Annotated in this window: 25 protein-coding genes; 12 read left to right on the top strand and 13 right to left on the bottom strand. The window is 64.1% G+C overall.

Annotated elements, in window-relative coordinates; genetic code table 11:
- The first annotated feature begins 66 nt into the window (after positions 1–66).
- Positions 67–510: a MarR family winged helix-turn-helix transcriptional regulator gene (locus R2N16_RS10740; RefSeq protein ID WP_024977608.1), complete on the top strand. Its 444-nt coding sequence runs from the start codon at positions 67–69 to the stop codon at positions 508–510.
- Positions 507–1,589, top strand: a complete 1,083-nt coding sequence (locus tag R2N16_RS10735; RefSeq protein WP_316665658.1) for a glycosyltransferase family 2 protein — start codon at positions 507–509, stop codon at positions 1,587–1,589. Before R2N16_RS10740 ends, R2N16_RS10735 begins: the two co-directional genes overlap by 4 nt.
- Here the strand turns inward: R2N16_RS10735 and R2N16_RS10730 are convergent.
- The 4 genes from R2N16_RS10730 to R2N16_RS10715 all read right to left on the bottom strand — a co-directional run bounded on the left by R2N16_RS10730 (position 1,583) and on the right by R2N16_RS10715 (position 5,563).
- Positions 1,583–1,939: a flagellar protein FliT gene (locus R2N16_RS10730; RefSeq protein ID WP_316665657.1), complete on the bottom strand. Its 357-nt coding sequence runs from the start codon at positions 1,937–1,939 to the stop codon at positions 1,583–1,585. The genes R2N16_RS10735 and R2N16_RS10730 overlap by 7 nt on opposite strands.
- A 58-nt stretch (positions 1,940–1,997) precedes the next feature.
- Entirely contained in the window at positions 1,998–2,435 is a 438-nt protein-coding gene (fliS, locus tag R2N16_RS10725; protein WP_316665656.1) for a flagellar export chaperone FliS, read from the bottom strand.
- A gap of 60 nt (positions 2,436–2,495) precedes the next feature.
- Positions 2,496–4,544: a flagellar filament capping protein FliD gene (gene fliD / locus R2N16_RS10720; RefSeq protein WP_316665655.1), complete on the bottom strand. Its 2,049-nt coding sequence runs from the start codon at positions 4,542–4,544 to the stop codon at positions 2,496–2,498.
- A gap of 197 nt (positions 4,545–4,741) precedes the next feature.
- Positions 4,742–5,563: a flagellin N-terminal helical domain-containing protein gene (locus tag R2N16_RS10715; RefSeq protein WP_316665654.1), complete on the bottom strand. Its 822-nt coding sequence runs from the start codon at positions 5,561–5,563 to the stop codon at positions 4,742–4,744.
- A 409-nt stretch (positions 5,564–5,972) separates the two neighbouring features.
- Between R2N16_RS10715 and R2N16_RS10710 the strand changes: the two genes are divergently transcribed.
- Complete coding sequence (locus R2N16_RS10710) at positions 5,973–6,608, top strand: response regulator transcription factor (RefSeq protein WP_316665653.1); 636 nt, start codon at positions 5,973–5,975, stop codon at positions 6,606–6,608.
- Positions 6,609–6,613: 5 nt separating this feature from the next.
- On the opposite strand, the gene R2N16_RS10705 is transcribed toward R2N16_RS10710, so the two are convergent.
- A complete protein-coding gene (locus tag R2N16_RS10705; RefSeq protein ID WP_316665929.1) occupies positions 6,614–8,350 on the bottom strand; it encodes a sensor domain-containing protein in 1,737 nt (578 codons plus the stop codon).
- 515 nt (positions 8,351–8,865) lie between these two features.
- Here R2N16_RS10705 and fliL point away from each other — a divergent pair.
- From fliL to R2N16_RS10660, 9 genes are all read left to right on the top strand, one after another.
- Positions 8,866–9,363, top strand: coding sequence for a flagellar basal body-associated protein FliL (fliL, locus tag R2N16_RS10700; RefSeq protein ID WP_316665652.1), 498 nt, complete (start codon positions 8,866–8,868; stop codon positions 9,361–9,363).
- A gap of 1 nt (position 9,364) precedes the next feature.
- Entirely contained in the window at positions 9,365–10,375 is a 1,011-nt protein-coding gene (gene fliM / locus R2N16_RS10695) for a flagellar motor switch protein FliM (protein ID WP_009240000.1), read from the top strand.
- Positions 10,365–10,817 carry a flagellar motor switch protein FliN gene (gene fliN, locus R2N16_RS10690; RefSeq protein WP_316665651.1) on the top strand — a complete coding sequence of 151 codons (453 nt, stop codon included), beginning with the start codon at positions 10,365–10,367 and terminating at the stop codon, positions 10,815–10,817. The genes fliM and fliN overlap by 11 nt, the downstream gene beginning before the upstream one ends.
- A 73-nt stretch (positions 10,818–10,890) precedes the next feature.
- Positions 10,891–11,283, top strand: coding sequence for a flagellar biosynthetic protein FliO (gene fliO / locus R2N16_RS10685; RefSeq protein WP_316665650.1), 393 nt, complete (start codon positions 10,891–10,893; stop codon positions 11,281–11,283).
- Positions 11,280–12,029, top strand: a complete 750-nt coding sequence (fliP, locus tag R2N16_RS10680; RefSeq protein ID WP_316665649.1) for a flagellar type III secretion system pore protein FliP — start codon at positions 11,280–11,282, stop codon at positions 12,027–12,029. Before fliO ends, fliP begins: the two co-directional genes overlap by 4 nt.
- Positions 12,030–12,048: 19 nt before the next feature.
- The gene (gene fliQ, locus R2N16_RS10675; protein WP_004631435.1) at positions 12,049–12,318 is read left to right on the top strand and encodes a flagellar biosynthesis protein FliQ; all 270 of its coding nucleotides are present in this window, start codon (positions 12,049–12,051) and stop codon (positions 12,316–12,318) included.
- Between the two features lie 33 nt (positions 12,319–12,351).
- Positions 12,352–13,146: a flagellar biosynthetic protein FliR gene (fliR, locus tag R2N16_RS10670; RefSeq protein WP_316665648.1), complete on the top strand. Its 795-nt coding sequence runs from the start codon at positions 12,352–12,354 to the stop codon at positions 13,144–13,146.
- An 88-nt stretch (positions 13,147–13,234) separates the two neighbouring features.
- Positions 13,235–13,963, top strand: a complete 729-nt coding sequence (locus tag R2N16_RS10665; protein ID WP_316665647.1) for a 3-ketoacyl-ACP reductase FabG2 — start codon at positions 13,235–13,237, stop codon at positions 13,961–13,963.
- A complete protein-coding gene (locus R2N16_RS10660) occupies positions 13,963–14,208 on the top strand; it encodes a hypothetical protein (RefSeq protein ID WP_316665646.1) in 246 nt (81 codons plus the stop codon). Before R2N16_RS10665 ends, R2N16_RS10660 begins: the two co-directional genes overlap by 1 nt.
- Here the strand turns inward: R2N16_RS10660 and R2N16_RS10655 are convergent.
- The 8 genes from R2N16_RS10655 to flgF all read right to left on the bottom strand — a co-directional run bounded on the left by R2N16_RS10655 (position 14,121) and on the right by flgF (position 22,588).
- Positions 14,121–14,864 (bottom strand): YoaK family protein, encoded by a 744-nt coding sequence (locus R2N16_RS10655; protein WP_316665645.1) that lies wholly within the window; start codon positions 14,862–14,864, stop codon positions 14,121–14,123. The genes R2N16_RS10660 and R2N16_RS10655 overlap by 88 nt on opposite strands.
- Positions 14,865–14,931: 67 nt before the next feature.
- Entirely contained in the window at positions 14,932–15,891 is a 960-nt protein-coding gene (gene flgL, locus R2N16_RS10650; RefSeq protein ID WP_316665644.1) for a flagellar hook-associated protein FlgL, read from the bottom strand.
- A gap of 66 nt (positions 15,892–15,957) precedes the next feature.
- On the bottom strand, positions 15,958–17,895 hold the full coding sequence (gene flgK, locus R2N16_RS10645) for a flagellar hook-associated protein FlgK (RefSeq protein WP_316665643.1): 1,938 nt from the start codon (positions 17,893–17,895) through the stop codon (positions 15,958–15,960).
- A 115-nt stretch (positions 17,896–18,010) separates the two neighbouring features.
- A complete protein-coding gene (gene flgJ, locus R2N16_RS10640; protein WP_316665642.1) occupies positions 18,011–19,096 on the bottom strand; it encodes a flagellar assembly peptidoglycan hydrolase FlgJ in 1,086 nt (361 codons plus the stop codon).
- Positions 19,097–19,113: 17 nt separating this feature from the next.
- The gene (locus R2N16_RS10635) at positions 19,114–20,232 is read right to left on the bottom strand and encodes a flagellar basal body P-ring protein FlgI (protein ID WP_316665641.1); all 1,119 of its coding nucleotides are present in this window, start codon (positions 20,230–20,232) and stop codon (positions 19,114–19,116) included.
- Positions 20,233–20,242: 10 nt separating this feature from the next.
- Positions 20,243–20,995: a flagellar basal body L-ring protein FlgH gene (locus tag R2N16_RS10630; RefSeq protein ID WP_092971054.1), complete on the bottom strand. Its 753-nt coding sequence runs from the start codon at positions 20,993–20,995 to the stop codon at positions 20,243–20,245.
- A 32-nt stretch (positions 20,996–21,027) separates the two neighbouring features.
- Positions 21,028–21,810 carry a flagellar basal-body rod protein FlgG gene (flgG, locus tag R2N16_RS10625; protein WP_009240010.1) on the bottom strand — a complete coding sequence of 261 codons (783 nt, stop codon included), beginning with the start codon at positions 21,808–21,810 and terminating at the stop codon, positions 21,028–21,030.
- Between the two features lie 40 nt (positions 21,811–21,850).
- A complete protein-coding gene (flgF, locus tag R2N16_RS10620; RefSeq protein ID WP_316665640.1) occupies positions 21,851–22,588 on the bottom strand; it encodes a flagellar basal-body rod protein FlgF in 738 nt (245 codons plus the stop codon).
- Between the last annotated feature and the right edge of the window lie 42 nt (positions 22,589–22,630).

Here is a 22,630-nt window from a genome sequence, read left to right as displayed (position 1 = left end):
TAGCCCTTGTTGGGCCGATGCGGCACTCGCCGCTCGGGCGCCAGACCGTCCCCCCGGGAGTTTTCCGTGAACGACGTGCTGGCGCTCGATCAGCAGCTCTGCTTTCCTTTGTATGCCGCCGGCCATCTGCTGACGCGCCTCTACCGGCCGCTGCTGGATGAACTGGGCCTGACCTATCCGCAATACCTCGTGATGCTGGCGTGCTGGCAGCAGGCGCCGTGCGCCGTGGGCGACCTCGGGCGCACGCTGTACCTCGATACGGGCACGCTTACGCCACTGCTCAAGCGCCTGGAAGAACAGGGCCTCGTCACCCGCACACGCGACCCCGATGACCAGCGCCGCGTCGTCATCGAGTTGACCGATGCCGGCCGCGCACTGCGCGAGCGCGCCGCCAAGGTGCCAGAAGCACTCGCCTGCAAGATTCCGCTGGAACTCGATGAAATTGGCGCCACGCGCAATGTGCTGCGCAAGCTGCTCGACGCACTTGCTACGGCGGACGACCGCGAATGAGCACGCCGTCCGCTTCCGCCGATCTGGCGCTGGTTGTCATTGCCCGCGATGAATCCGCCAGCATTGCACGCTGCCTGCTCAGCGCCAAACCGTTTGTCGACCGCATGGTGGTGCTGGATACGGGCTCCACGGACGACACCGTGGCCATTGCCCAGTCGTGCGGCGCGCTTGTCAGCCAGATGGCCTGGACGAACGACTTCTCGGCCGCGCGCAACACCGCACTGCAGGCGGCCAATGCCGACTGGAACCTCATCCTTGACGCAGACGAATGGCTGGAAAGCGGCGGCGAACACCTGCGCACGCTCAGTGGTGCGGACCCGGCAGTCGGTGTGGTGTGCGTCAAGAACGATACCGACGAGACCGAATCCGCCAGCCAGCTGATTGCGTGGATCCCGCGTGTGCTGCCGCGTGGCGTGCACTACACGGGGCGCATTCACGAGCAGCCGGTGTCGTCATTGCCCGCAGCACGCGTGCCGATCGTGATCCGCCACGACGGCTACACCGCGGCCAAGATGCAAAAGAAAGGCGGGCGCAACACGCAACTGCTGCTCGATGAACTCGCGCATCGGCCGGACGACCCGTATGTGCTGTATCAGCTCGGCAAAGAAACCGAGCTGCATCACGAGGACTACGCAAAGGCCGCGAACTACTACGCCCGCGCCTTCAGCCTGGCGCCGCAGGATGCGCCCTACCGCCGCAACCTGGCGCTCCGATATGTGTACAGCCTGGGCAAGGCCGATCGCGTTGAAGAGGCGCTGGCGCAAGGCGATGTCGGCATCCAGACGTGGCCGGACTTTCCTGATCTGTGTTTTGCGCTGGGATTGGTCTTGCTGGATGCGGCGGCCAAGCACCCTGATGAGGCGGGCGCCCGGTGGCTACCGCTGGCAGAGCAGGTCTTCAACCGCTGCCTTGAGATCGGCGATCAGCCGGAGATGGACGGCAGCGTCATCGGCCGGGGCAGCTTTCTTGCTGCCCAGCAACTGGCGATCGTGTACCAGATGCAGAGTCATGCGCTCGCACGCAAGTCCGAGCACTACCTGACGCTGTCAAAACAACTGCAAGACGCCTCGTCTCAATAACGCGCCATGCTGCCGTAGGCGTTGCTTGCGGTGGTGGCACGGCGTGCCGTGTCGATGCGCTTTTGCAGGCGGTCCAGGCGCGGATACACCATGGCGCGCACGCGGGCGTCATCTTCGAGAATGCGCACGAGCAGCGTGCGCTTGCGCTCCACGTCTGCACGCGAGAGCTGCGGATGCGGTTCGGAACGGCGCAGCGCATCCACATAAGCGGCGCTCTCGCGTTCAAGCGTACTGACGACTTCCCAGTTACCCACTTCGGCCGCGTTGACCATTTCGGCGGTCAGGCGTGCGATGGCTTCGTAGCAGGTGAACAGACTTTCGCTGTCCTTGATCGGGAGGTTCCGGTGCATATTGGCTCCAGTTGGGCCGAATTCAGTCAAAAGTCGCTTTACTAGAAACGACGGGCAATCAACTCACAACGCTCAGGTGGCTGTTCGCCACGGCGGCGCCAGGCTGACCGATCTGGCCAATGGCGAGCCACGCATCCTGCAGGGGGACGAGCAAAGCGTCCACCTCGGCGAGGATCGTCAGATCGTTGTTGCCGTTGGCCACCAGCAGGCGGCGCAGCATGTAGTCGTACAGATTGTTCAGTTGCACGGCGATGTCGCCGCCGCGCTGGTGATCGAGGCTGGCCTGCAGGCCCTGGCCGATGATCGAGATGGCCTTGTCGAACGCGCGCACCTTCGCCAGCACGTCGCCGCGCTGGATGGCGGCGCTGGCCAGGTTGATGGCGGCGCGCGCGCCTTCAAACAGCATGGCGATCAGGCGGTGCGGATTGGCGTCTACCACGGACGTCTCGATGCCGACTTGCGCATAGGCACCGATGGCACGGCGTGCAGCGTACATGGAAAAGGTCCTCGCTGTAGTCTGTTTTGTTATGGGTCTTGCTCTAAACGTAAACTTGGCTTAGTTGCTGCTCGAGGTCTGCTTCGCAATGGCCGCGAGCTGCGTCGTCAGGTAAGTGCTGGTGTTCGTCATGCTCGCCACCGCTGCCGACAACGCGTTGAACTGCGTGTAGTACAGCGCCTGCTTGTTTTCCAGCCGCGTCTGCATTGCGGTGATCTGGCTGGCAAGCGAGGTGAGCGAACTGTTGATCGAGTCTGTCTCGTTCTGCACCATGCCGCTGGACGACAGCAGGTTGGTCATCACCGTGTTGAGCTGGGCAGCGTAACCGCGCTGCACCGTGACCGTGCCGCGGGCACCCAGCGGGCCGCCGGCCACCTGCACGGTCAAGCCGTCGGTGGCGGAGCCGCTGATCCCATACAGGCTCTGCCCCGAGCCGGTGGCAGCAACGCCGTTGATCGTGCCCTGCACATCCACACCGTTGGCGGCCGTCGGGCTCGCGCCGAAGAGCGACGAAGCACCACTGCCCGACACCGACACCGCCGACACCGAGCCGAACTGGCTATCGGTAACGCTCAGCACGCCGCTGGCATTGGCCGACACCGATGCGTTGACCTTGGCGTTCTGCAGCGTGGTCGATGCGTTGATCTGGCTTTGAATCTGCGCAGCCAGGGTCGTCGCGGTGTAGCTGCCGGCCGCCAACGTCACGTTGACGGACATACCGCTGATGTTGAACGCGAGCGTGTCGTTCACACCCGCCGTGATGGTCGTGTTGGCGGCGGCCGAACCCGTGAGCGTGCCCTGCGTGGCCAACTGCGTCACGTTGACGGCGTAGCTCCCAGCCTGCGTGGAATCCGAGAACGTCGGCACGCTGACGAGCGAATCGGTGGCCGTGCCGGTACCGGCAAACAAACCGGCAACCTGGCTGGGCGACTTTGCAATGGCAGCTGACAGCTTGGTGTTGTCCACCGACAGCGTGCCGTCGGAGTTCATCGTCACGCCCACGCTGCCCAGCGATTGGTAATTGCCGTTGCCGACCGCTTGGCCGAGCACGTCGGTAATCTGGTTGATGAGCGTCTTGGTACTCACATCGCCCGCCAGCGGGCCGTTGTTGGCGCTGTTGCTGGTGTCGATGTTGGTGAGCGTGTTCAGTTGCGAGCGCAGCGCGTTGTAGCCGTTCACGAAGTTGGTGACGGCGGTGGTGGTGGCGGTCGGGTCGTTGGCCACCGTCACGTTGGTGCTGCCGGTCTTGGACAGCGTGAACGACGTGCCGTCCACCACGTTCGACAACGTGTTGGTCGGGCTTTGCACGGCAATGCCGTTGATGGTGGCCAGGGCGTTCTGGCCCGTGGTCACCTCGGTCATGTTCTGCGTGCCGGCCGGGTCTTGCGAGAGCAGCGATTGCAGCGTCGAGTCGCCCGACACCGAAATCTTCATCTCCGAGCTGGAGCCGCCCGCGGTGGACGTCAGCACCAGACGGTACGGGCTGCCGCTGCCGTCGTTCACGATGCTGGCCGAGACACCCAGGTTGGCCGAGTTAATCGCATCACGGATACCCGCGAGCGTGTTGTTGGACGAATCGATCGTGATCGAGCCACCGGCCAGGTTGCCGTTCTGCGTGAACGTCGAGCCGGTGTACTTGCCGCCGGAAAGCGAGCCACCCGACACCGAGCCGAACGAGAACGAAATCGTGGTCGACGCGCCGCTGCCGATGGCGGTCGTGGTGGACGCCTGCCCCTGCGCCGCCAGCACCTGCGATTGCGCAAGCTGCGTGACATTGACCGCGTAGGAACCTGCCGGCGCCGAGCCCGTCACCGACGCACTCAGCATCGAGGTGTCGTAGCCGCTGGCCTTCATCGCGCTGTAGTTCGACGCGCTGGTCAGGTTCGACAGCGCGGTCTGGAACGTCGACAGCGCACTCTTGAGCGTGCCCACGGCCGACAACTGCGTCTGGTACGAGCTTTGCTGCGTCTGCAACTGCGTCAGCGGCTGGCTTTCCACCTTCATGAGGCTGGTCACCAGCGAGTTGACGTCAATGCTCGTCCCGATGCCGGGAATCGAGATCGGCGGAACGTAGTTGCTGGTCGAAGAGGTGGTAGTGGTGGTCGCCATGATCGGGTCTGATAAGCGTCTGCGCCGGCGGAAGTCTCTCTACACAACGGCACGGGCCGCAGCTTCTTTAGGGCAGGTTATGCAAACGCCACCCACGAAAAAGTGGGGTATCCGACAAAAGAAAAAAGGCCGGCGCCCCGAGGAGCGCCGGCCTTTGGCCCAACCGCCAGGCGGCTGGGAGGCATCCAATTTACCGATTAGCCCTTCAGCAGGCTCAGGATGCTGTTCGGTGCCGAGTTGGCTTGCGCCAGCATCGCCGTACCCGCTTGCTGCAGGATGTTCTGGCGGGTCATGTTCGACGTTTCCGACGCGTAGTCCGTATCCACCATGGCCGACTTGGCAGCCGACAGGGCGGTGTTCGACGAGGTCAGCGTGTTGATGGTCGAGCTCAGACCGCTTTGCTGTGCACCCAGGTCAGCGCGGGCGGCCTTCAGGCTGGCCAGATCGGTGTCGATCTTGCCCTGGGCTGCCGTTGCGTTGGCGGTCGACGTCACGCTCGTGCCGCTCAGCGTGCCGAAGCTTGCCAGGTTGGCGTTGGTCACGGTCGCCACATCGGTCGATGCGTTCTGGCCGTACTGGAACGTCGTCGAGGTCACCGAACCGTCGAACAGCTTGGCGCCGTTGTAGTTGGCGTTCGTCTCGATGTTCTTGTTGGCGGTGGCCAGCTGTTGGTATTCCTTGTCCAGGTTAGCCTGGTCGGTGGTCGACAGACCGCCGTTGTTGGCTTCCACAGCCAGTTGGCGCATACGTTGCAGGTTGTTTTCAACCTGGCCCAGGTACGAGTCAGCCGTTTGCAGGTACGACTGTGCGTTGTTGGCGTTCTGGATACCCTGGGTTTGCGAGTTCAGCGTGGTGGTCAGGCTGGAAGCCACAGCGTAAGCAGCGGCATCGTCCTTTGCGCTGTTCACACGCAGGCCGGTCGACAGACGTTGCAGCGACGTTTGCAGAGCGGACTGCGATTGCGACAGAGCTTGCTGCGTTTGCAGGGACGAGATGTTGGTATTGAGGCTGAGGGACATGACGGCTCCTAAGTTTCCCGATGGTTTGTTGCCCGTGTTTGCTAATTCCGGCTAGGCCGGGCAACGTGACCTGCAACTTGAAGGGGATCAGGTCTGCGTTGTACTCAGGTTATCGGTGGCCTCTGAGGAAAGTTTAGGGTCGCCTTGACAAATTTGTGCGTCGGCGGCGGTTTGGGCTTGCGGCCGCCTGACATCCGACACCCCTCCAAAAGAGGCGGCGTGCCTGCTTCTTGGCCTTCGGGCCCTCAGCTATACTCGTTCGACCAGTTCATAGGCGCCAGCATCTCTCTATATATAGAGCGCCGCACATTGCACAGATGGGGAGTTGCAAGCCCGCCAGTACGGCCTAAAGCCTGCCGGCGGAAAGACGAGCTCGAAACGAGCCCGCGTTTGACCCGCAACACCCACCATGCTCAATGTACTGATCGTCGAACCGCACGATATTGCCCGTGTCGGCCTGCGCCAGATCCTCAAGGATTCGCGCCTGGCCCGGCAGATCGAGGCTGTGCCGGACCTGCGCGATGCCAACAACGACTTGCTCGCCCAGCGCGAGTGGGACGTCATGCTGTTCTCGGTGGAATCGGCCACCGGAGACGAATTCCAGATCATCAAGGCCGTGCGCCAGCAGCATGCGCGCCTGGCCGTGCTGGCACTGGGCCGCCACCCTGAAGCGCTGCTCGCCGTGCGGGCGCTCAAGGCGGGCGCCGCCGGCTATCTGCCGATGGACGCCAGCCAGCCGCAGTTGCTGGCCGCCGTCAACGCCATCTCCAAGGGCAAGAAATACCTGCCTTCGGACCTCGTGGAAGTCCTGGCAGACAACCTGAATGTCGACTGGGACAAGCCCCGCCACGACATCCTCTCCGACCGCGAATTCCAGACGCTGCGCATGCTGGGCTCGGGCCGCACGCTGGGCGAGATTGCCGAGGCGCTGCAGATCAGCGTCAAGACGGTCAGTGTGTATCGGGGGCGCGTGCTGTCGAAGATGAAACTGCGCAACAACGCAGAGCTGACCATGTACGTGGTCAGCAACGGCCTACAACTCTGAGCACGCTATAAGAACCGCGGAATGCGCTCGCCGTAACGGCGCGCGTTCTCGCGCACGAGGTCCTGCACCGCTGCCGGCTCCAGCGGCCGCGTAAGCAGATAGCCCTGGAACTCGTCGCAGCCGACTTCGCGCAGGAATTCAAGCTGGCCGGTGGTCTCCACGCCTTCGGCCACGGTCTTCATGCCCATGGCCTGCGCCATCATGATGATGGCCCGCGTGATGGCCGCGCGCTCCGCCACATGCGGCAGGTCTTGCACGAACGAGCGGTCGATCTTCAACGTATCGATCGGGAACCGGTGCAGATACGACAGCGACGAATATCCGGTACCGAAGTCGTCCAACGCCAGTGACACGCCCATCGCGCGCAGCTCGGTCAGCAGCGCATGCAAGGACGGGTCGTCGCGAATCAGAATGCCTTCGGTCATCTCCAGTTCTACCGCGTTGCCGGGCAAGCCACTGGTCGATAGCGCGCCACGCACCATCCCGCTCAACTGCCCCGAGCTGAATGCCTGGCCCGAGAGGTTGATCGACATGCGCAAGTCCGGCAACCCGATGCGGCGCCAGCGTGCAAGCTGGTCGCAGGCGGCGCGCAGAATCCAGCGGTCGATCTCGACGATCAGGCCGGTTTCTTCGGCGTCCTGAATGAACTGGCCAGGCATCATGTGGCCGAAATCGGCCGAGTTCCAGCGGATGAGTGCTTCCACGCTGACGATGCGGCCGCTCCTGACGTCCACGCGTGGCTGGTAGTCGGCGTAGAACTCGTTGCGGTCGCTCGCGCGGCGCAGGCCCGCTTCAATGCGGAAGCGGCGCGAGACGCGGTCATCCAGGTCGCTCGTGAAGGTCTGGAAGTTGTTGCGGCCCCGCTCCTTTGCCAGGTACATGGCGGCGTCGGCCTTGCGCAGCAGCGTGTTCGGGTCGTCGCCGTCGTGCGGCGCCACGGCAATGCCGATCGACACCCCCAGGTACAGTTCCTGCCCTTCGATATAGAACGGCGCGCTGATGGCCGAGAGAATGCGCTCGGCCACGCGCCGCGTGCCCAGGCCATCGAGCGCTTCGAGCATGACGACAAATTCATCGCCGCCCAGGCGTGCCACGGTGTCGGCTTCGCGCGCACAGGCCTGCAGGCGGGTGGCCACTTCGCGCAGGAGCATGTCGCCAAACTGGTGGCCCAGCGTGTCGTTGACGTTCTTGAAACGATCTAGGTCGAGGAACATGACCGAGACGCGCGAGCGGTTGCGGCGCGCGATTGCCAGCGCATGCTCCAGGCGGTCTTCCAGCGCGGAGCGGTTCAGTAGACCGGTAAGCGTGTCGTGCGTGGCCAGATGCCGGATGCGCTGCTGCGCTTCGCGGATCTGCGTGATGTCGACCAGCGACACCAGCACCGAATACGGCGTCGCACCGGCTTCCGACGCCCGCGGCGAAGCCGTCATCGAATGGCCGCCATCGGCATACAGCGGCGTCCAGTTGCTGGAAACCCACACCGTGCGGCCATCCACACAGTGCATCCCGAAAATCTGGTTCAACTGCGGCTGGCCTTCGGCGATCACATCCTGATCGGGCCAGTCGGCCTCGTGGATGGACGCATCGAACTCATCGACGGCGGCGTTCACCACCGTGGGCAGCAGGCGCCCCACCAGCGCGTCCACCGGCAAACCCAGCAGCCGCGCGGCGCTCGGATTGGCGTAGGTGACGCGGCGATCTGCCCCGCACACGAGGATGCCCTCTGTCAGCGCGTTGACCATCGACAGCAGATCCAGCTTCGGGCAGAAGCCCGGCGGCTCGCCGCGCGCAGGACAGTCGGCCGGCAAACCGTCGGCATCGACTAGCGCAAGGTCAACACGGGTGGGAAAGGGCAAAGAATTCAAGGCGGCTTCCGGCAAGGCAACGCAGGTATGCAGGGCCGGAACGCGCCGGCGCCTTCCTTCATTACAACGGCAGGCGCGGGCAAATCTTTCGGACCCACGTCACTTTTGTGGCGGGACCAGCGAGCCAAGCGACGGGGAAGGCGCACGAGGCAACGTAGCCAGCACATATAAGTGCACCAAGAAGCACTTAACACCTATATACCGCCCCGCCCTGCGCAGCGCAAACGCCCGAGATAAGCGGGATTGACCGCGTTTCTTGCTGGAATGCGCTGGACAGAGATGGGGAAGAATGCCATCCGAGAACCCGACTCTGTGCCCTGCGCTGTTTTACGTTGTTTCGCGCGACGCGAGCCGGGAAAGCCCACCCCCCCCTTTGTCCCCGAGTGATCCCCATGGCCGAAGCCGCTGCCGCCACTACCGCCCCCGCCCCAGCAAAGGGCGGCTCCACCAAGCTGCTGCTGATCCTCCTGATCGTGCTCGTGCTCATCGGCATGGGCGGCGCCGCTGCCTGGTTCTTCCTCGGAGGCGGCAATCACGCCGCATCCGCCACCGCTGCACCGCCCAAGCCCAAAGAGCCGGTGTTCGTGCCGATGGAAACCCTGACCGTCAATCTGCAGCCCGAAGAGGGCAACGACCGTTACCTGCAGATCGGCATCACGTTCAAGAGCTTCGACAAGCACGCCGAAGAAGAGATCAAGACCTATACGCCTGAGTTGCGCAGCAAGGTCCTGATGCTGCTGGCCAGCAAGACGCCCACCGAGCTGTACCCGGCGGAAGGCAAGGTCAAGCTGGCCAAGGAAATCGTTGAACTGTGCGAACACGTCTTCAAGGCTGTCGGCAAGGAATCGCCGGTGGCAGATGTCTTGTTCACCAACTTTGTGATCCAGTGACATGCTCAAGGAAGAGTTTCTTTCCCAGGAGGAGATCGACGCGCTCCTCAAGGGCGTGTCCGATGACGCGGACGACGACCCCGTCGAAGCCGCCGACCCCTCGGGCATACGCTCGTACAACCTGGGCTCGCAAGAGCGCATCGTCCGTGGGCGCATGCCCACGCTGGAAATCATCAACGAGCGGTTCGCGCGCAACTGGCGCATCGGCCTGTTCAACTTCATGCGGCGCAACGCGGAGATCTCCGTCGGGCCGGTGAAGGTGCAGAAGTACAGCGAGTTCATCCGCAACCTGGTGGTGCCGACCTCGCTCAACCTTGTGCACGTCAAGCCGCTGCGTGGCACGGCGCTGTTCGTGTTCGACCCCAACCTGATCTTTCTGGTGGTCGACAACCTGTTCGGCGGCGACGGGCGTTTCCACATGCGTGTGGAAGGCCGCGACTTTACGGACGTGGAGCAGCGCATCATCCAGCGCATGCTGCACCTCGTGTTCGAGCACTACGCCAAGGCCTGGCAGCCGGTCTACCCGATCGACTTCGAATTCCTGCGCATGGAAATGCACACCGAGTTCGCCAACGTGGCCACGCCCAATGAAGTGGTGATCACCACCAGCTTCAGCATCGAGCTGGGCAGCAACGGCGGCGACGTGCACATCTGCATGCCCTACACCATGATCGAGCCCATCCGCGACCGGCTCACCTCCGCCATCCAGGGCGAAGCGCTGGAAGTGGACAAGCGCTGGCTGCGCCTGCTCTCGCAACAGGTGCAGACCGCCGAGGTGGAGCTGATTGCCGACCTCGCCACGGCCAAGGTGCAGGTGTCCGACATCCTGAACATGAAGGTGGGCGACGTCATTCCGCTGGAGCTGGATGACTGCGTGACCGCCAAGGTCGACGGCGTGCCCGTCATGGAATGCAACTACGGCACGTTCAACGGCCAATACGCGCTGCGGGTCAACCGCATGCTGAATATGAGCGGCAGCGAGTCTGCCACGGAGTCTGACGATGACAACTGAACCGACCATGAACCCCGAAACCAACGCCGACGACATCGATGTCGAGATGACGATGGAAGAGGCCATGGCCCTGGAAGCCGCGCAGCGTGCTGCGGCCAACCCGCCGGCCGCCGCGCCCGCCGCCGAGTCCAGCCCGGTGTTCAAACCCCTGACGGCCGACGGCCTGGGTGGCACCCAGCGCAACGACATCGACATGATCCTGGACATCCCCGTGCAGTTGACGGTGGAGCTGGGTCGCACCAAGGTGCCCATCAAGAACCTGCTGCAGCTTGCGCAGGGTTCGGTGGTGGAACTCGATGCGCTGGCCGGCGAGCCGATGGATGTACTTGTCAACGGCTACCTGATCGCCCAAGGTGAAGTGGTGGTGGTCAATGAGAAGTTCGGTATCCGCCTGACCGACATCATCACGCCGTCGGAACGCATCCGTAAGTTGAACCGTTAAGCCACACCACACAATTGCGCCGTCAATCGGCACCCTGACAGCAACCAGTGCTCCCCCCGGGCAAGGTGTTGAAATGAACCATGCAGTCGATTGGGCCCGCACCTTTGGCGGGCTGTTTGTAGTGTTGGCGATGATCGTGGCGGCCGGCTGGTTGCTGCGCCGTCTGCAACAGCGCGCGGGCATGGGCCCCGGCGGTCGCCGCAGCCAGGTGATCACCGTGGTCGCGCAGCAGATGCTGGGCGCCCGCGAGAAGGTCGTCGTCGTCGATGTGGAAGGCACGTGGCTCGTGCTGGGCGTCACTCAGCAGCACGTGCAGACGCTCCACACGCTGCCGCGCCCCGCAGAAGCCGCCTCCACGCCGGATGACACGTCCGGCGATGGCACCTCAGGCCCCAGCAAGCCGCCCCGCTTTGCCGACGCGCTATCCGTCCAGCTCAAGCGTCACCTGACGGGGAAGTCGGAATGAACGTGCGCGCCCTCTTCCGTGGCCTGATTGCACTGGCACTGCTGAGCGCTGCACCCGCCGTGTTCGCACAGGCGCAACCCGGCCTGCCGCTGCTCACGGGCACCGCCGGCGGCCAAAGCTATTCACTGCCCGTCCAGACGCTGGTCTTCCTGACTTCGCTCGGGTTTCTGCCGGCCATCATCCTGATGATGAGCAGCTTTACGCGCATCATCATCGTGCTGTCGTTGTTGCGCCATGCGCTGGGCACGCAAACGACGCCGCCCAACCAGGTGCTGATCGGGCTGGCGCTGTTCCTCACGTTCTTCGTCATGTCACCGGTACTCGACAAGGTGTACACCGACGCCTACGTGCCGTTGCGCGACAACAAGATCACCGTGGAACAGGCCATGGACACGGCCGCGACGCCGCTGCGTCAATTCATGCTCAAGCAGACGCGCGAACCTGACCTCGCCCTGTTCGTCAAGATGGGCAACATGCCGGCCATCGCCGCGCCCGAGCAAACGCCCATGCGCGCGCTCATCCCCGCCTTCGTCACGAGCGAGCTGAAAAGCGCGTTCCAGATCGGGTTTGCCATCTTCATCCCATTCCTGGTGATCGACATCGTGGTGGCAGCGGTGCTGATGTCGATGGGGATGATGATGGTCACGCCGTCGATCTTCTCGCTGCCGTTCAAGATCATGCTGTTCGTGCTGGTGGATGGCTGGCACCTGCTACTGGGCTCGCTGGCCCAGAGCTTTGTGCAATAAGCGCCGATAGGAGCCCGACATGACACCCGAGTACGTTCTGGATATGGCCCGCCAGGCCATGCAGGTTGCCATGATGGTGGGCGCGCCGATGTTGCTGGTGTCGCTCGTCGTCGGCCTGCTGGTGGCGGTGTTCCAGGCCGCCACGCAGCTCAACGAGCAGACGCTGTCGTTCATCCCCAAGCTGCTGGCCGTTGCTGCCACGATGGTGCTGGCCGGCCCGTGGATCGTCGCCGTGATCGTCGACTACACGCGCGGCGTGCTGACCAATATCCCCAACTACGTGAATTGACGTAACCACGCTGACGTCGCCGCCAAATCAACGATGATCCAATTCACCGCCACGCAGCTCAACGGCTGGATCGCCATGTACTGGTGGCCGCTGGTGCGCGTGCTGGCGTTCATCGCCATTGCGCCCCCGTTTGCCAATACCGAGATCCCGACGTCGATCAAGGTGGCATTTGGCGTGGTCATCACGGTGGCGCTGGCGCCCATGCTGCCGGTGCCCGCAGGCGTGTCGGTGGGCTCGTACGAAGGGCTGTGGATCACGCTGGTGCAGGTCGCGATCGGGCTGGCGCTGGGCTTTTGCGTGCAGCTTGTGTTCTCGGCCATCAGCGGTGCCGGCGAAGTGATGTCGGTGCAGATAGGCCTGGGCTTCGCCTCGCTGCTCGACCCGACGCAAACTGAGAGCAGCATGCTGCTCGGCCGCTTCCTCAGCCTCACGGCCGTCACCGCGTTCATTGCGGGCGACGGGCATCTCGTGCTGCTGCACGCCCTGTTCGACAGCTTTACCGCCCTGCCCGTCTCGGCGGCGCCGCTGGCCAATCCGGGCTGGCAGACGCTGGCCGGCGGCGGCACGATCGTCTTTGCGCTTGCCCTGCGCATCGCCCTGCCCATCATCGCGATCATGATGATCGTCAACCTCGGCTTTGCCGTGCTCTCGCGCACGGCACAGGCGCTCAACCCGTTTGCGGTGGGTATCGCCGCCACGCTCGTGGTGGGGCTGATGCTGGTCATGGTGATGATGACGTCGCTGGCGCCAGTGGTGGAGCGGTCCGTGATGGATGCGCTGGACCTGGGTGGGCGGGCGTTCGGTCAGTTCGGCACGCTGGCTCGCTAGGCATCCCGCGCCGCGCTTGCGATCAAGCCCGCCGCCCGTGCGATGATCGCGGTATTCAGCCGACCGATCTTCAAGGGAGTCTCACCACATGAGCCGCCGTGTTCTTGTGACGGGCGCCAGCCGCGGCATTGGCCGCGCCATCGCCTACCAACTGGCGTCCGACGGGTTTGAGGTGTCCGTGCATTGCCGTAGCGGCCGTGCCGAGGCCGAAGCCATCGTCTCCGACATCCAAGCAAAAAACGGCAGCGCCCGCGTGCTGCAGTTTGACGTGCGCGACCGCGCCGCGTGCCGCACCCAGCTCGACGCTGACGTTGACGCCCACGGCGCCTACTACGGCATCGTCCTCTGTGCAGGCGTCACGCGCGACGCTGCCTTCCCTGCCCTGACCGACGAAGACTGGGACATCGTTCTCGAGACCGGCCTGGATGGTTTCTACAACGTCGTCCACCCGCTCACCATGCCGATGGTGCGTGCACGCAAGGGCGGGCGCATCGTCACCATCGCGTCCGTCTCGGGGGTGATGGGCAATCGCGGGCAGGTGAACTACAGCGCCGCCAAGGCCGGGCTGATCGGCGCAACCAAGGCGCTGGCCGTCGAACTGGCCTCGCGCAAGATCACTGTCAACTGTGTAGCGCCGGGCCTGATCGAGACCGACATGCTGGCCCACATGGAACACGTGGATCAGGCCCTGCAAGCCGTACCGATGCAGCGCGTGGGCCAGCCTGCGGAGGTGGCTGCGGTGGTCGGCTTCCTGATGTCAGACGCGGCGTCATACGTTACCCGGCAGGTGATCGGCGTGAATGGAGGCATGGTGTGATGGGCCGCAAGGCTGCCGCACTGGGCGCGGAGCCCACGCTCAAGCGTCACCTGGCCCGCCGGCTCGCGAGCCGCTTCGCGCTGCGCGTGCACGTCGTGCTGATCCTGCTGGGCTGCGCCATTGCGATCGGCCTGCTGCTGCGCTGGGCGGCGCCCGCTTACCGCCTGCGCGCCAACAAATCATCCACCACCGGCACAACGGCCAGCAGCATCAGGATGGACGCCAGCGGAATCGTGGCGGCATAACCCAGATACTTGAAGCCCAACGCACCCGCCACGCCGCCCACGAAGAACATCCCCAGCAGGGACGCCAGCAGCCGCAGCTTGGGCCGGTTGGCCACGACGGCCGGCAGGTTGCGGTGCCCATGGTTCCAGTACAGCGCCTTGCCGACTTCGATGCCGATATCGGTGGCCAGGCCAGTCACGTGCGTGGTACGGATCTCGGCTTTCGAAATTTTGGTGATGATGGCGTTCTGCAGCCCCATCAGGAAACACAGCAGTGCCACGGTGGCCGGCACGAACACGACCCGGTATTGCCCCAGCGATGTGCCCATCAGGCCGAACAGCAACAGCAGCGCGGCTTCGAGCATGAGCGGCAACGCGAATTCGCTCTGCGTGCTGCGGCGGCGGCCCCAGTTGACGAGCACCGCCGTGCAGGCGGCACCACAAAGGAATGCCAGCAGCGAGGCGAAGCCGGCGAGCACGAGGACGATATCGCCCAGCACGAGCGAGTCGGCCATCGCCGAGACGATGCCGGACATGTGCGAGGTGTATTGCTTGACGGCGAGAAATCCGCCTGCGTTGGTGGCGCCTGCCACGAAGGCCAACGACTGACCGAGGCGCCGATTGGCATCTTCTGAGCGTTCGGGGCTGGTCAGGCGGCGAAGATACTGGATGGGCATGACCAGTCCTGACGGTAGGTGAGCCGACATGATACGCCGCGCCCTCCGACCGCCTACCCGCGACTGATCAAGGATTGATGTACTGGAACAGCGACATGCCCTGCATGGCCGTGAACGTCTTCTGCGCGGCCTGCAACGACACCTGCTGCTGAGAAAACTGCGAGATGGCGGTGGTGTAGTCCACCGACTGCAGCTTCGAGATCTGCTCTTTCAACTGCTCGCCGTAGTTCGATCCGCTGCTGTTGAGCGTGGTGATCTGCGCTTGCTGCGTGCCCACCGTCACCTGCGCTTGCAGGGCGACCTGATAAGCGTTGTCCAGATTGCCCTGCGCCGTCTGCACGGCCTTTTGCAGGTTCGCAACGTCAGTGCCCTGGGTGGCCGCGTTGATCGGGGTCGACAGGGCCGTGATCAGGTTCTCGTACGTCTTGAAGATGCTCTGGTTGGTGTTCGGGTTGGACGTATCCGAGTTGGGGATGCGCACGAACACCGAATCGCCCGACACCGAATTCGGCATCGAAATGTTCTGTGACACCTGCACCGTGGGCGGCTGGCCGCTACCGACGTACTGCACGGAACCACTGGTGTTGGTGAACGGATCGGTCGTGCCGTTGGCGCCGCCAAACAGGGCCACGCCCGAGGCATCGCGCTGGTTGGCCGTCGACAGCAACTGCTGATACTGCTGTTTGACCTGCGCCAGCACGCCAATGCGCTGCGAATCCGTCATCAACGAGGTGTTGGCCCCCACCAATGTCTGCTTGCCCTGCTGCAGCGTGGTCACCAGGTTGGTCAGCGCAGAAGACACACTGGTCAGGCGCGCGTCTGTGGCGTCGCGGTTGGACTGGTATTGGTCGTTGGCGTCCTGCGTTTGCTGCAGTTGCGCCATCTGGCCAAACGCGCTGGGGTTGTCGCCCGCGCTGTTGAGCGCGATGCCGCTCGCAATCTGCTGCTGCAGCGTGAGCAGGTTCGATTGCGTGTTCTGCATCGAAGCGGAAGACGCTGCAAAGAATTGGGCGGTACTGACTCGCATGATCGGTCCGGACGGTAGGGCTTGAGGACGTTATCGGCAGGCGGGGCGGTTTCTTCAGTTGCCCGATCAGCCGCCGGCAATCGACAGCAGGCTGTCGAACAGCGAATTGGCCGTCTGCATCACCTTGGCGGAGGCCTGGTAGGCCTGCTGATACTTCATCAGGTTCATCGCCTCGTCATCGAGGCTCACCCCCGAAACCGACTGCTGCTGTTGCGTGGAGCTGGCCAGCAGCGCCTTCTGCGAGGTCAGGTTGGTGCTGGCGCGGTTGGCCTGCACACCCACCTGGGTGACGAGGTTGTTCCACGCCGTACCGATCGAGGTCGTACCGCCGTCCAGCAGGTTGCTGTTGCGCAGCTTGGCCAGGGCGCTGGCGTTGCCGTTGTCCGTGCTGTTGGCGGTGTTGGCCGAAATGGCGAACGTGTCACCGTTGCCGGGCGAGCCCGACAGCGTCATCTGCACGCCATTGAACGCGTACGTCGCGCCCTGGGTGTACGGCGCCGTGCCGCCCGTGTACGTGGTGGACGTGCCGCCCACCGTGACCGTCACGCTGCCCGGGAACCCCGACAGCGAGCCGCCGACGGCCGAGTTGTACGTCAGGTTGACAGGCGAAGCGAGCGGCGAACCGGCATACGTGCTGTCCACGCCCAACGACGACACCGTGGCGCTGCCCGTATTGTTGCTGCCCTGGTTGAGCACCACGGGCGAGGCTGCGGCCACGTTGTGGTAGTCGGTGGTGAGCGTCTGCATGGTGGCGGCAGCGTTGGCAGTCGGGCGCACCAGGAAGGAGTCGCCGCTGTTCATCGTGCCCGACAGGTTGAGCGTGACACCGTCAATCGTGGTCGGCCAGCTCGTCACCGTCACCGAGGCGGAGCCGTCCGGGTAGTGCGAAACGGTGTAGGCGCCGCCCTGGTACTTGACCTGATAGTCGTAGCCCTGCCCCGCATTGGCGTTGGTGATGCTGGCAGTGAGCGCGCCGCTGCCGGTGTTGTTCGTGCTGGGCGCGACGCTCGGGCTGGCCACGGAGAAGAGGTCCGTGCCCATCTTGCCGTTGGCGTCCATGCCGAGCTTGTTCTGCGCGTTCACGTCGGCCGACACGGCCGTGGCCAAGCGGCCCAGGCTGTTCTGCGCCGGAATGAGCGTGTTGTTGCGGAAGTCCATCAGGCCGCCCAGCGCACCGCCGCCGAGCTGGCTGTCGTCGATGTTGACCGTACCGCCCGGGCTCTTGTACCCCACCGACAGCTGCGTCGGGTCGTACTGCGACGGCACCGCCGTCAACTGGTAGCTCTGGTTGCCTTGCACCAGCGCCTGGCCGTTGCCCACGTAAATGTTGAACTGGCCGTCGCCGGTCTGCACCACGCTCGCCTTGATCGACTGGTTGAGCGTCTGCACAAGCTGGTCGCGCTGGTCACGCAGGTCATTGGCCGGCTGGCCGGTCGACGCTTCCGCCTTGGAAATCTGGTCGTTCAACGAGGCGATCTGCTGCGCAGTGCCGTTGACCGAGCTGATCTGCGTCTGCACCTGCGTGTTGACCTGGTTGTTGAGCGAGCTGAGCTGCCCGGCAATCGAGTTGAAGCGGCTTTGCAGGCCCGCGGCCGCGTTCAGGAAAACCTGGCGGGCGGTGGTATCCGACGGCTTGGAGGCCAGGCCATCGGCGGCGTTGAAGAAGCTGGTGAGCGACGAAGTCAGGCCACTGTTGCTGTCCGACATGTACTTGCTCAGGCCCGACACCAGGCTGTTGAGCTGGTCGGCCGCGCTGGTCGAGGCCTGGCCGCTTTGCACCTGCGCAGTCAGGAACTGATCGTAGATGCGCTTGACGGTTGTGACGTTGGCGCCCTGACCGAGATAGCCCACACCGGCGTACAGCGGAATGTTTTCCGTCTGCACGGCTTCCTGGCGCGAATAGCCGGGCGTGCTGGCGTTGGCAATGTTGTTGCCGGTCACCTGCAGATTGATATCGGCAACCCGCAGGCCGGACGCGCCAATATTCAGAAGGGAGCTGCTCATAGTTGTCTCGGTGCGGGCAGCATGAAGCCGCCGAAATAAGCTCTAGAAACAACATCGGCCGGACAAGAACAAACTTGAGCCGGCCGTTGCCGCAAAAATATGATTCCTAGATCACTCAAGCGATCTGCTTGAGCACCGCCATGATCTTGTGGGCGTAGTTCGGATCGGTGGCATAGCCCGCGCGCTGCAAGCCCTTGGCGAACGAGGCCGCATCGTTACCGTTGCCGGCTGCCACCACGTTGCTGTAGCGCGGATTGTTGGCCAGCAGGTTGGCGTAGTCCTTGAAAGCCTCGGCATATGAGCTGTAGGCGCGGAATTTCTCCTGGACCTTATGGGCGACGCCTCCGACGTATTCGGTGGTGGTCACCACTGCGGTCTTGCCCGTCCACGCGCCGCCGGCCTTGATGCCGAACAGGTTGTGCGTATTCGTACCATCCTTGGCCTTGATCTCGCGGCGGCCCCAGCCGGACTCCAGCGCGGCGTGGCCGATCATGAAGTTGGCCGGAATGCCGGTTTCCTGCGCGGCCTGCGATGCGTGGCCGATCAGCTTGTTGTAGAAGCTGCTCATGCGCTCGCCGCGCGGCTCCGATGCCACCGTGGACAAGTCCACCTCGGCCGGCGCGCTCGGGGTCTGCGCCTGCGCGTCCGCCTGCTTGCGCAGGGCGGCCAGTGCGCGCTGCACGCGCTCTTCCAGGCCCGGGCGCGGCACGGTGCTGATGCCCGAGCCGTCGTCTTCCGTGCCGGGCGCCACTGCGGCGGCCATGCTGTTGAGCGACGAACGGGCGATGGCCTTGGCGGCATCGCTCGTGGCGCCGCCGGCACCGGGCAGCGCGGTATTGGTGGCCGTCGTGTTGGACAGCGCGGTATTCACCTTGCCGCCCGCATCCGGGTTCACGTGATTGGCCTGACGCAGCATCTGCTTCAGAAGCTGATCTGCCACGCCCACGCCACGCGAGGCCATGGTCTGCGAAAGCTGCTGGTCGAGCATCGACGTATACATCTTGCTCGACGACGAATCGAGCGGCCCGTTCTGCGGCGATGCATCGCGCATCTGCTTGAGCATCATGTTCACGAAGATCGCGTCGAACTGCTTGGCGACGGTCTTGGCCGCGCCGGTCGGGTCGGTGCGCGCCGTCTGCTTGAGCGACTCGAAACCCTTGGAATCGAGCGCCAGGCGGCTGGTGAGGTCTGTTTGGTTCATCGCGGCCTTCCCCAGCGTCAGATGATTTCCAGATCGGCGCGCAGCGCATTGGCCGCCTTCATCGCCTGCAGGATCGAGATCAGATCTTGCGGGTTGGCGCCGATCGCGTTGATGGCCTTGACCACGTCTGCCAGGTTGGTGCCGCCCTTCACGTTGATGAGGCTGCCGCCTTGCTGCTTGACCTCGATGTTCGAGCGCGCCGCGGCCACCGTCTGCCCTTGCGAGAACGGCGCCGGCTGGCTCACCACCGGGTCCGTGCTGATGGTGACCGACAGGCTGCCGTGCGCCACCGCGCAGGGCTCGAGCTTGACGAGCTGGTTCATGACCACCGAGCCCGTGCGGGCGTTGACCACCACGCGTGCCGCGGCCAGCGCCGGCGTCACGTCAATGTTCTGCAGCTTGGCCAGAAAGCCGACGCGGTCCGACGCCAGGGCCGGCGCGCGCACGTTGATCGTGCGGCCGTCCGCGGCTTGCGCCGTATCCGAGCCGAACTGCTTGTTGATGGCGGTGACGATGTTCTGCACGGTGCCGAAGTCTGTCGTGCCGGTATCGAGCTGGATGCTGCCGGCTTCGCCCACCGTGGCCAGCACAGCACGCTCGACCGTGGCGCCATTGGCGATGCGGCCGGCGCCGAGCTGGTTGATCTGCACCTTGCTGCCATTGGCCGATGCGCCTGCGCCGCCAATCACCACGTTGCCTTGTGCCAATGCGTAGAGCTGGCCGTCCACACCCTTGAGCGGCGTGAGCAGCAACGTGCCGCCGCGCAGGCTCTTGGCGTTACCGATGGACGACACCGTCACGTCGATGGTCTGGCCCGGCCGCACAAAAGCGGGCAACGTGGCCGTCACCACCACGGCGGCGGTGTTCTTGAGCTGGATGCTTGCGCCTGCCGGCACATTGATGCCGAACTGCGTGAGCATGTTGTTGAAGCTCTGGACCGTGAACGGGGTTTGCGTGGTCTGGTCGCCGCTGCCGTCCAGGCCGACGACAAGGCCGTAGCCGATCAGCGCGTTGTCGCGCACGCCGGCAACGGTGGTCAGATCCTTGATGCGGTCTGCGCGAGCCGTAGTTGGAACAACCGCGGCCATTGCGCTCAGTGCCACCAGGGCCGCGCCGATGATTCGATGCATAGTCATGGCAGATCCCTTAGAACGGTGACACGGTCAGGAAGAACCGCGACAGCCAGCCCATCTGCTGGGCTTCGGCCACATAACCTGTGCCGCGGTATTCCATACGTGCATCCGCCACCTGGGTGGACAGCACGGTGTTCTGGTTGTTGACGGTCGTGGGGTTGACCACGCCCGAGAACTTGATCGACTCGGTACCCTGGCCCACGGCCATCTGCTTCTCGCCGCTCACCACCAGGTTGCCGTTGCCCAGCACTTCCACCACCGTGACGGTAATCGTGGCGGTGAAGTTGTTCTGCGCACCGTTGGCGCCCTTGCTGTCGAACTTGTTGGCGTCGCTTGCCGACACGCCCAGCAACGACAGCACGCCCGGGTTCATGCCCGCAAAGGTCGGCACGGAAGCGCTCATGCTGCCCGTGCGGTTGACGCTGCCGGAGGTCTGCTTGCTGGCCGCCGTGTTCTCGGTGATCACGATGGTGATGGTGTCGCCCACCATGTGGGCGCGGCGGTCTTCAAACATGCCGCGAAAACCACCGCTGCCCGATGCCACTTCCTGGTAGATCGCCCCGTTCTGGCGCGGCGCCATCACCGGCATCGGCGGGCGCGCGGTTGTCGGGCCCTGCACGATCGGGGCCGGCGGCGGCAGCATGCCGCACGCCGTAGCGAGCAAGGCGGCCGTGCCAAGCACAGCCAATCGAACGACTCGAACAGCAGACACGGCGCGGCCGCTGTGCTTGCCATTCTGGAGCGAATAAACCGGGGGGGTATGCATCGCACTACATCCTCAAAAACTGCGCTGTCAGCTCAAAGCTGTGACAGCTTCTCCAGCATCTGGTCCGACGTCTGGACCGACTTGCTGTTGATCTCGTACGCGCGCTGCGTCTGGATCATGTTGACCATTTCTTCCACCACGTTCACGTTGGACGTTTCAACGTAGTTTTGATTGAGCGCGCCCACGCCATTCGAGCCGGGGTTGGCGAGGTTGGCGGTGCCCGACGCTTCGGTTTCCGCGTACAGGTTTTCGCCCATGCTGCGCAGGCCGGCCGGGTTGATGAAGTTGGCCAGTTGGAACGTGCCCACCTGCGTGTTGTTGACCGTGCCGGGCGTGGTGACCGTCACAACGCCGTCCTTGCCGATGGTCAGGCTGGTGGCGTTTTGCGGCACCGTCACGGCCGGCTGGACCGGGTAGCCGCTGGAGGTCACAAGCTGACCCTGCGCGTTGATCTGGAAGCTGCCGTCACGCGTATAGGCCAGCGTGCCGTCAGGCATCTGCACCTGGAAGAAGCCGTTGCCGTTGATGGCCACGTCGGTCGAGTTGCCGGTCTGCTGCAGGTTGCCCTGCGTGTGCAGACGCTCGGTGGCGACGATGCGCGTACCGGTACCGATCTGCATGCCCGAAGGCAGCGTGGTCTGTTGCGACGACTGCGCACCCGGCTCGCGCACGTTCTGGTACAGCAAGTCTTCGAACACGGCGCGCGAGCGCTTGAAGCCCGTCGTGTTGACGTTCGCCAGGTTGTTCGAGATGACATCCAGCTGCGATTGCTGGGCGTCCATCCCGGTCTTGGAAATCCACAGGGAGCGAATCATGTTCGAGTCCTTGGTTGATTCAATTCATTGCGCCGGCCGCTCAGGCGTGGCGCAGCAGTTCATTGGCCGACTGGGCGTTCGTGTCGCTCGTGTGCAGCGATTTCATCTGCATTTCGAGCTGGCGCGAAATTTCGATCATGTTGACCAGCGAGTCGGTCAGGTTGACGTTGCTGCCTTCCAGCGCCCCGCCGGTCACACGTACTTTTTCATCCACGTCGGCGTCCTGGCCGTCGCGCTGGCGGAACAGGCCGTCGGCGCCGCGGTCGATGTTCGACGGGTCGATACTCACCAGCTTCAGACGGCCGAGCGACACGGGCGGCGTCCGGCTGTCGGCGCTGATCGCGTTGACCGTGCCGTCCTTGGCAAACTGCACCGTGGTGTCGGGCGGCAGCGTGATCGGGCCGCCGTCACCCAGCACGGGCTGGCCGGAGAGCGTCTGGATCGTGCCGTCGGCACCGAGCTGGAACGTACCGGCGCGGGTGTAAGCCTCGCCGCCATCCGGCGTCTGCACGGCAAAGAAGCCCTGTCCGTCGATGGCCACGTCCAGGCTGCGGCCCGTGGTCTCGATCGGGCCGGGCGCGAGGTCCGTACCGATGGCCGAGGCCATCACGTAGCTGCGCGTGGGGGAGCCATCGCCTTGCACACCCACCGTATGGAACGCGTCGATCTGCGCCTTGAAGCCGGTGGTGCTGGCGTTGGCGAGGTTGTTGGCACTGGCAGCCTGTTGGTCAAACAGGTGCTTTACGCCAGTCATCGACACGTAGATCGAGCGGTCCATGCGAGTGTCCTTGGTGTGCGGTCAGTCAGCTTCAGGCAACGG

The organism is Ralstonia psammae (assembly GCF_958405935.1).
Lineage (GTDB): Bacteria > Pseudomonadota > Gammaproteobacteria > Burkholderiales > Burkholderiaceae > Ralstonia > Ralstonia psammae.
Note: the sequence above shows the minus strand (reverse complement) of the source record. Positions and strands in the feature narration are given on the sequence as shown.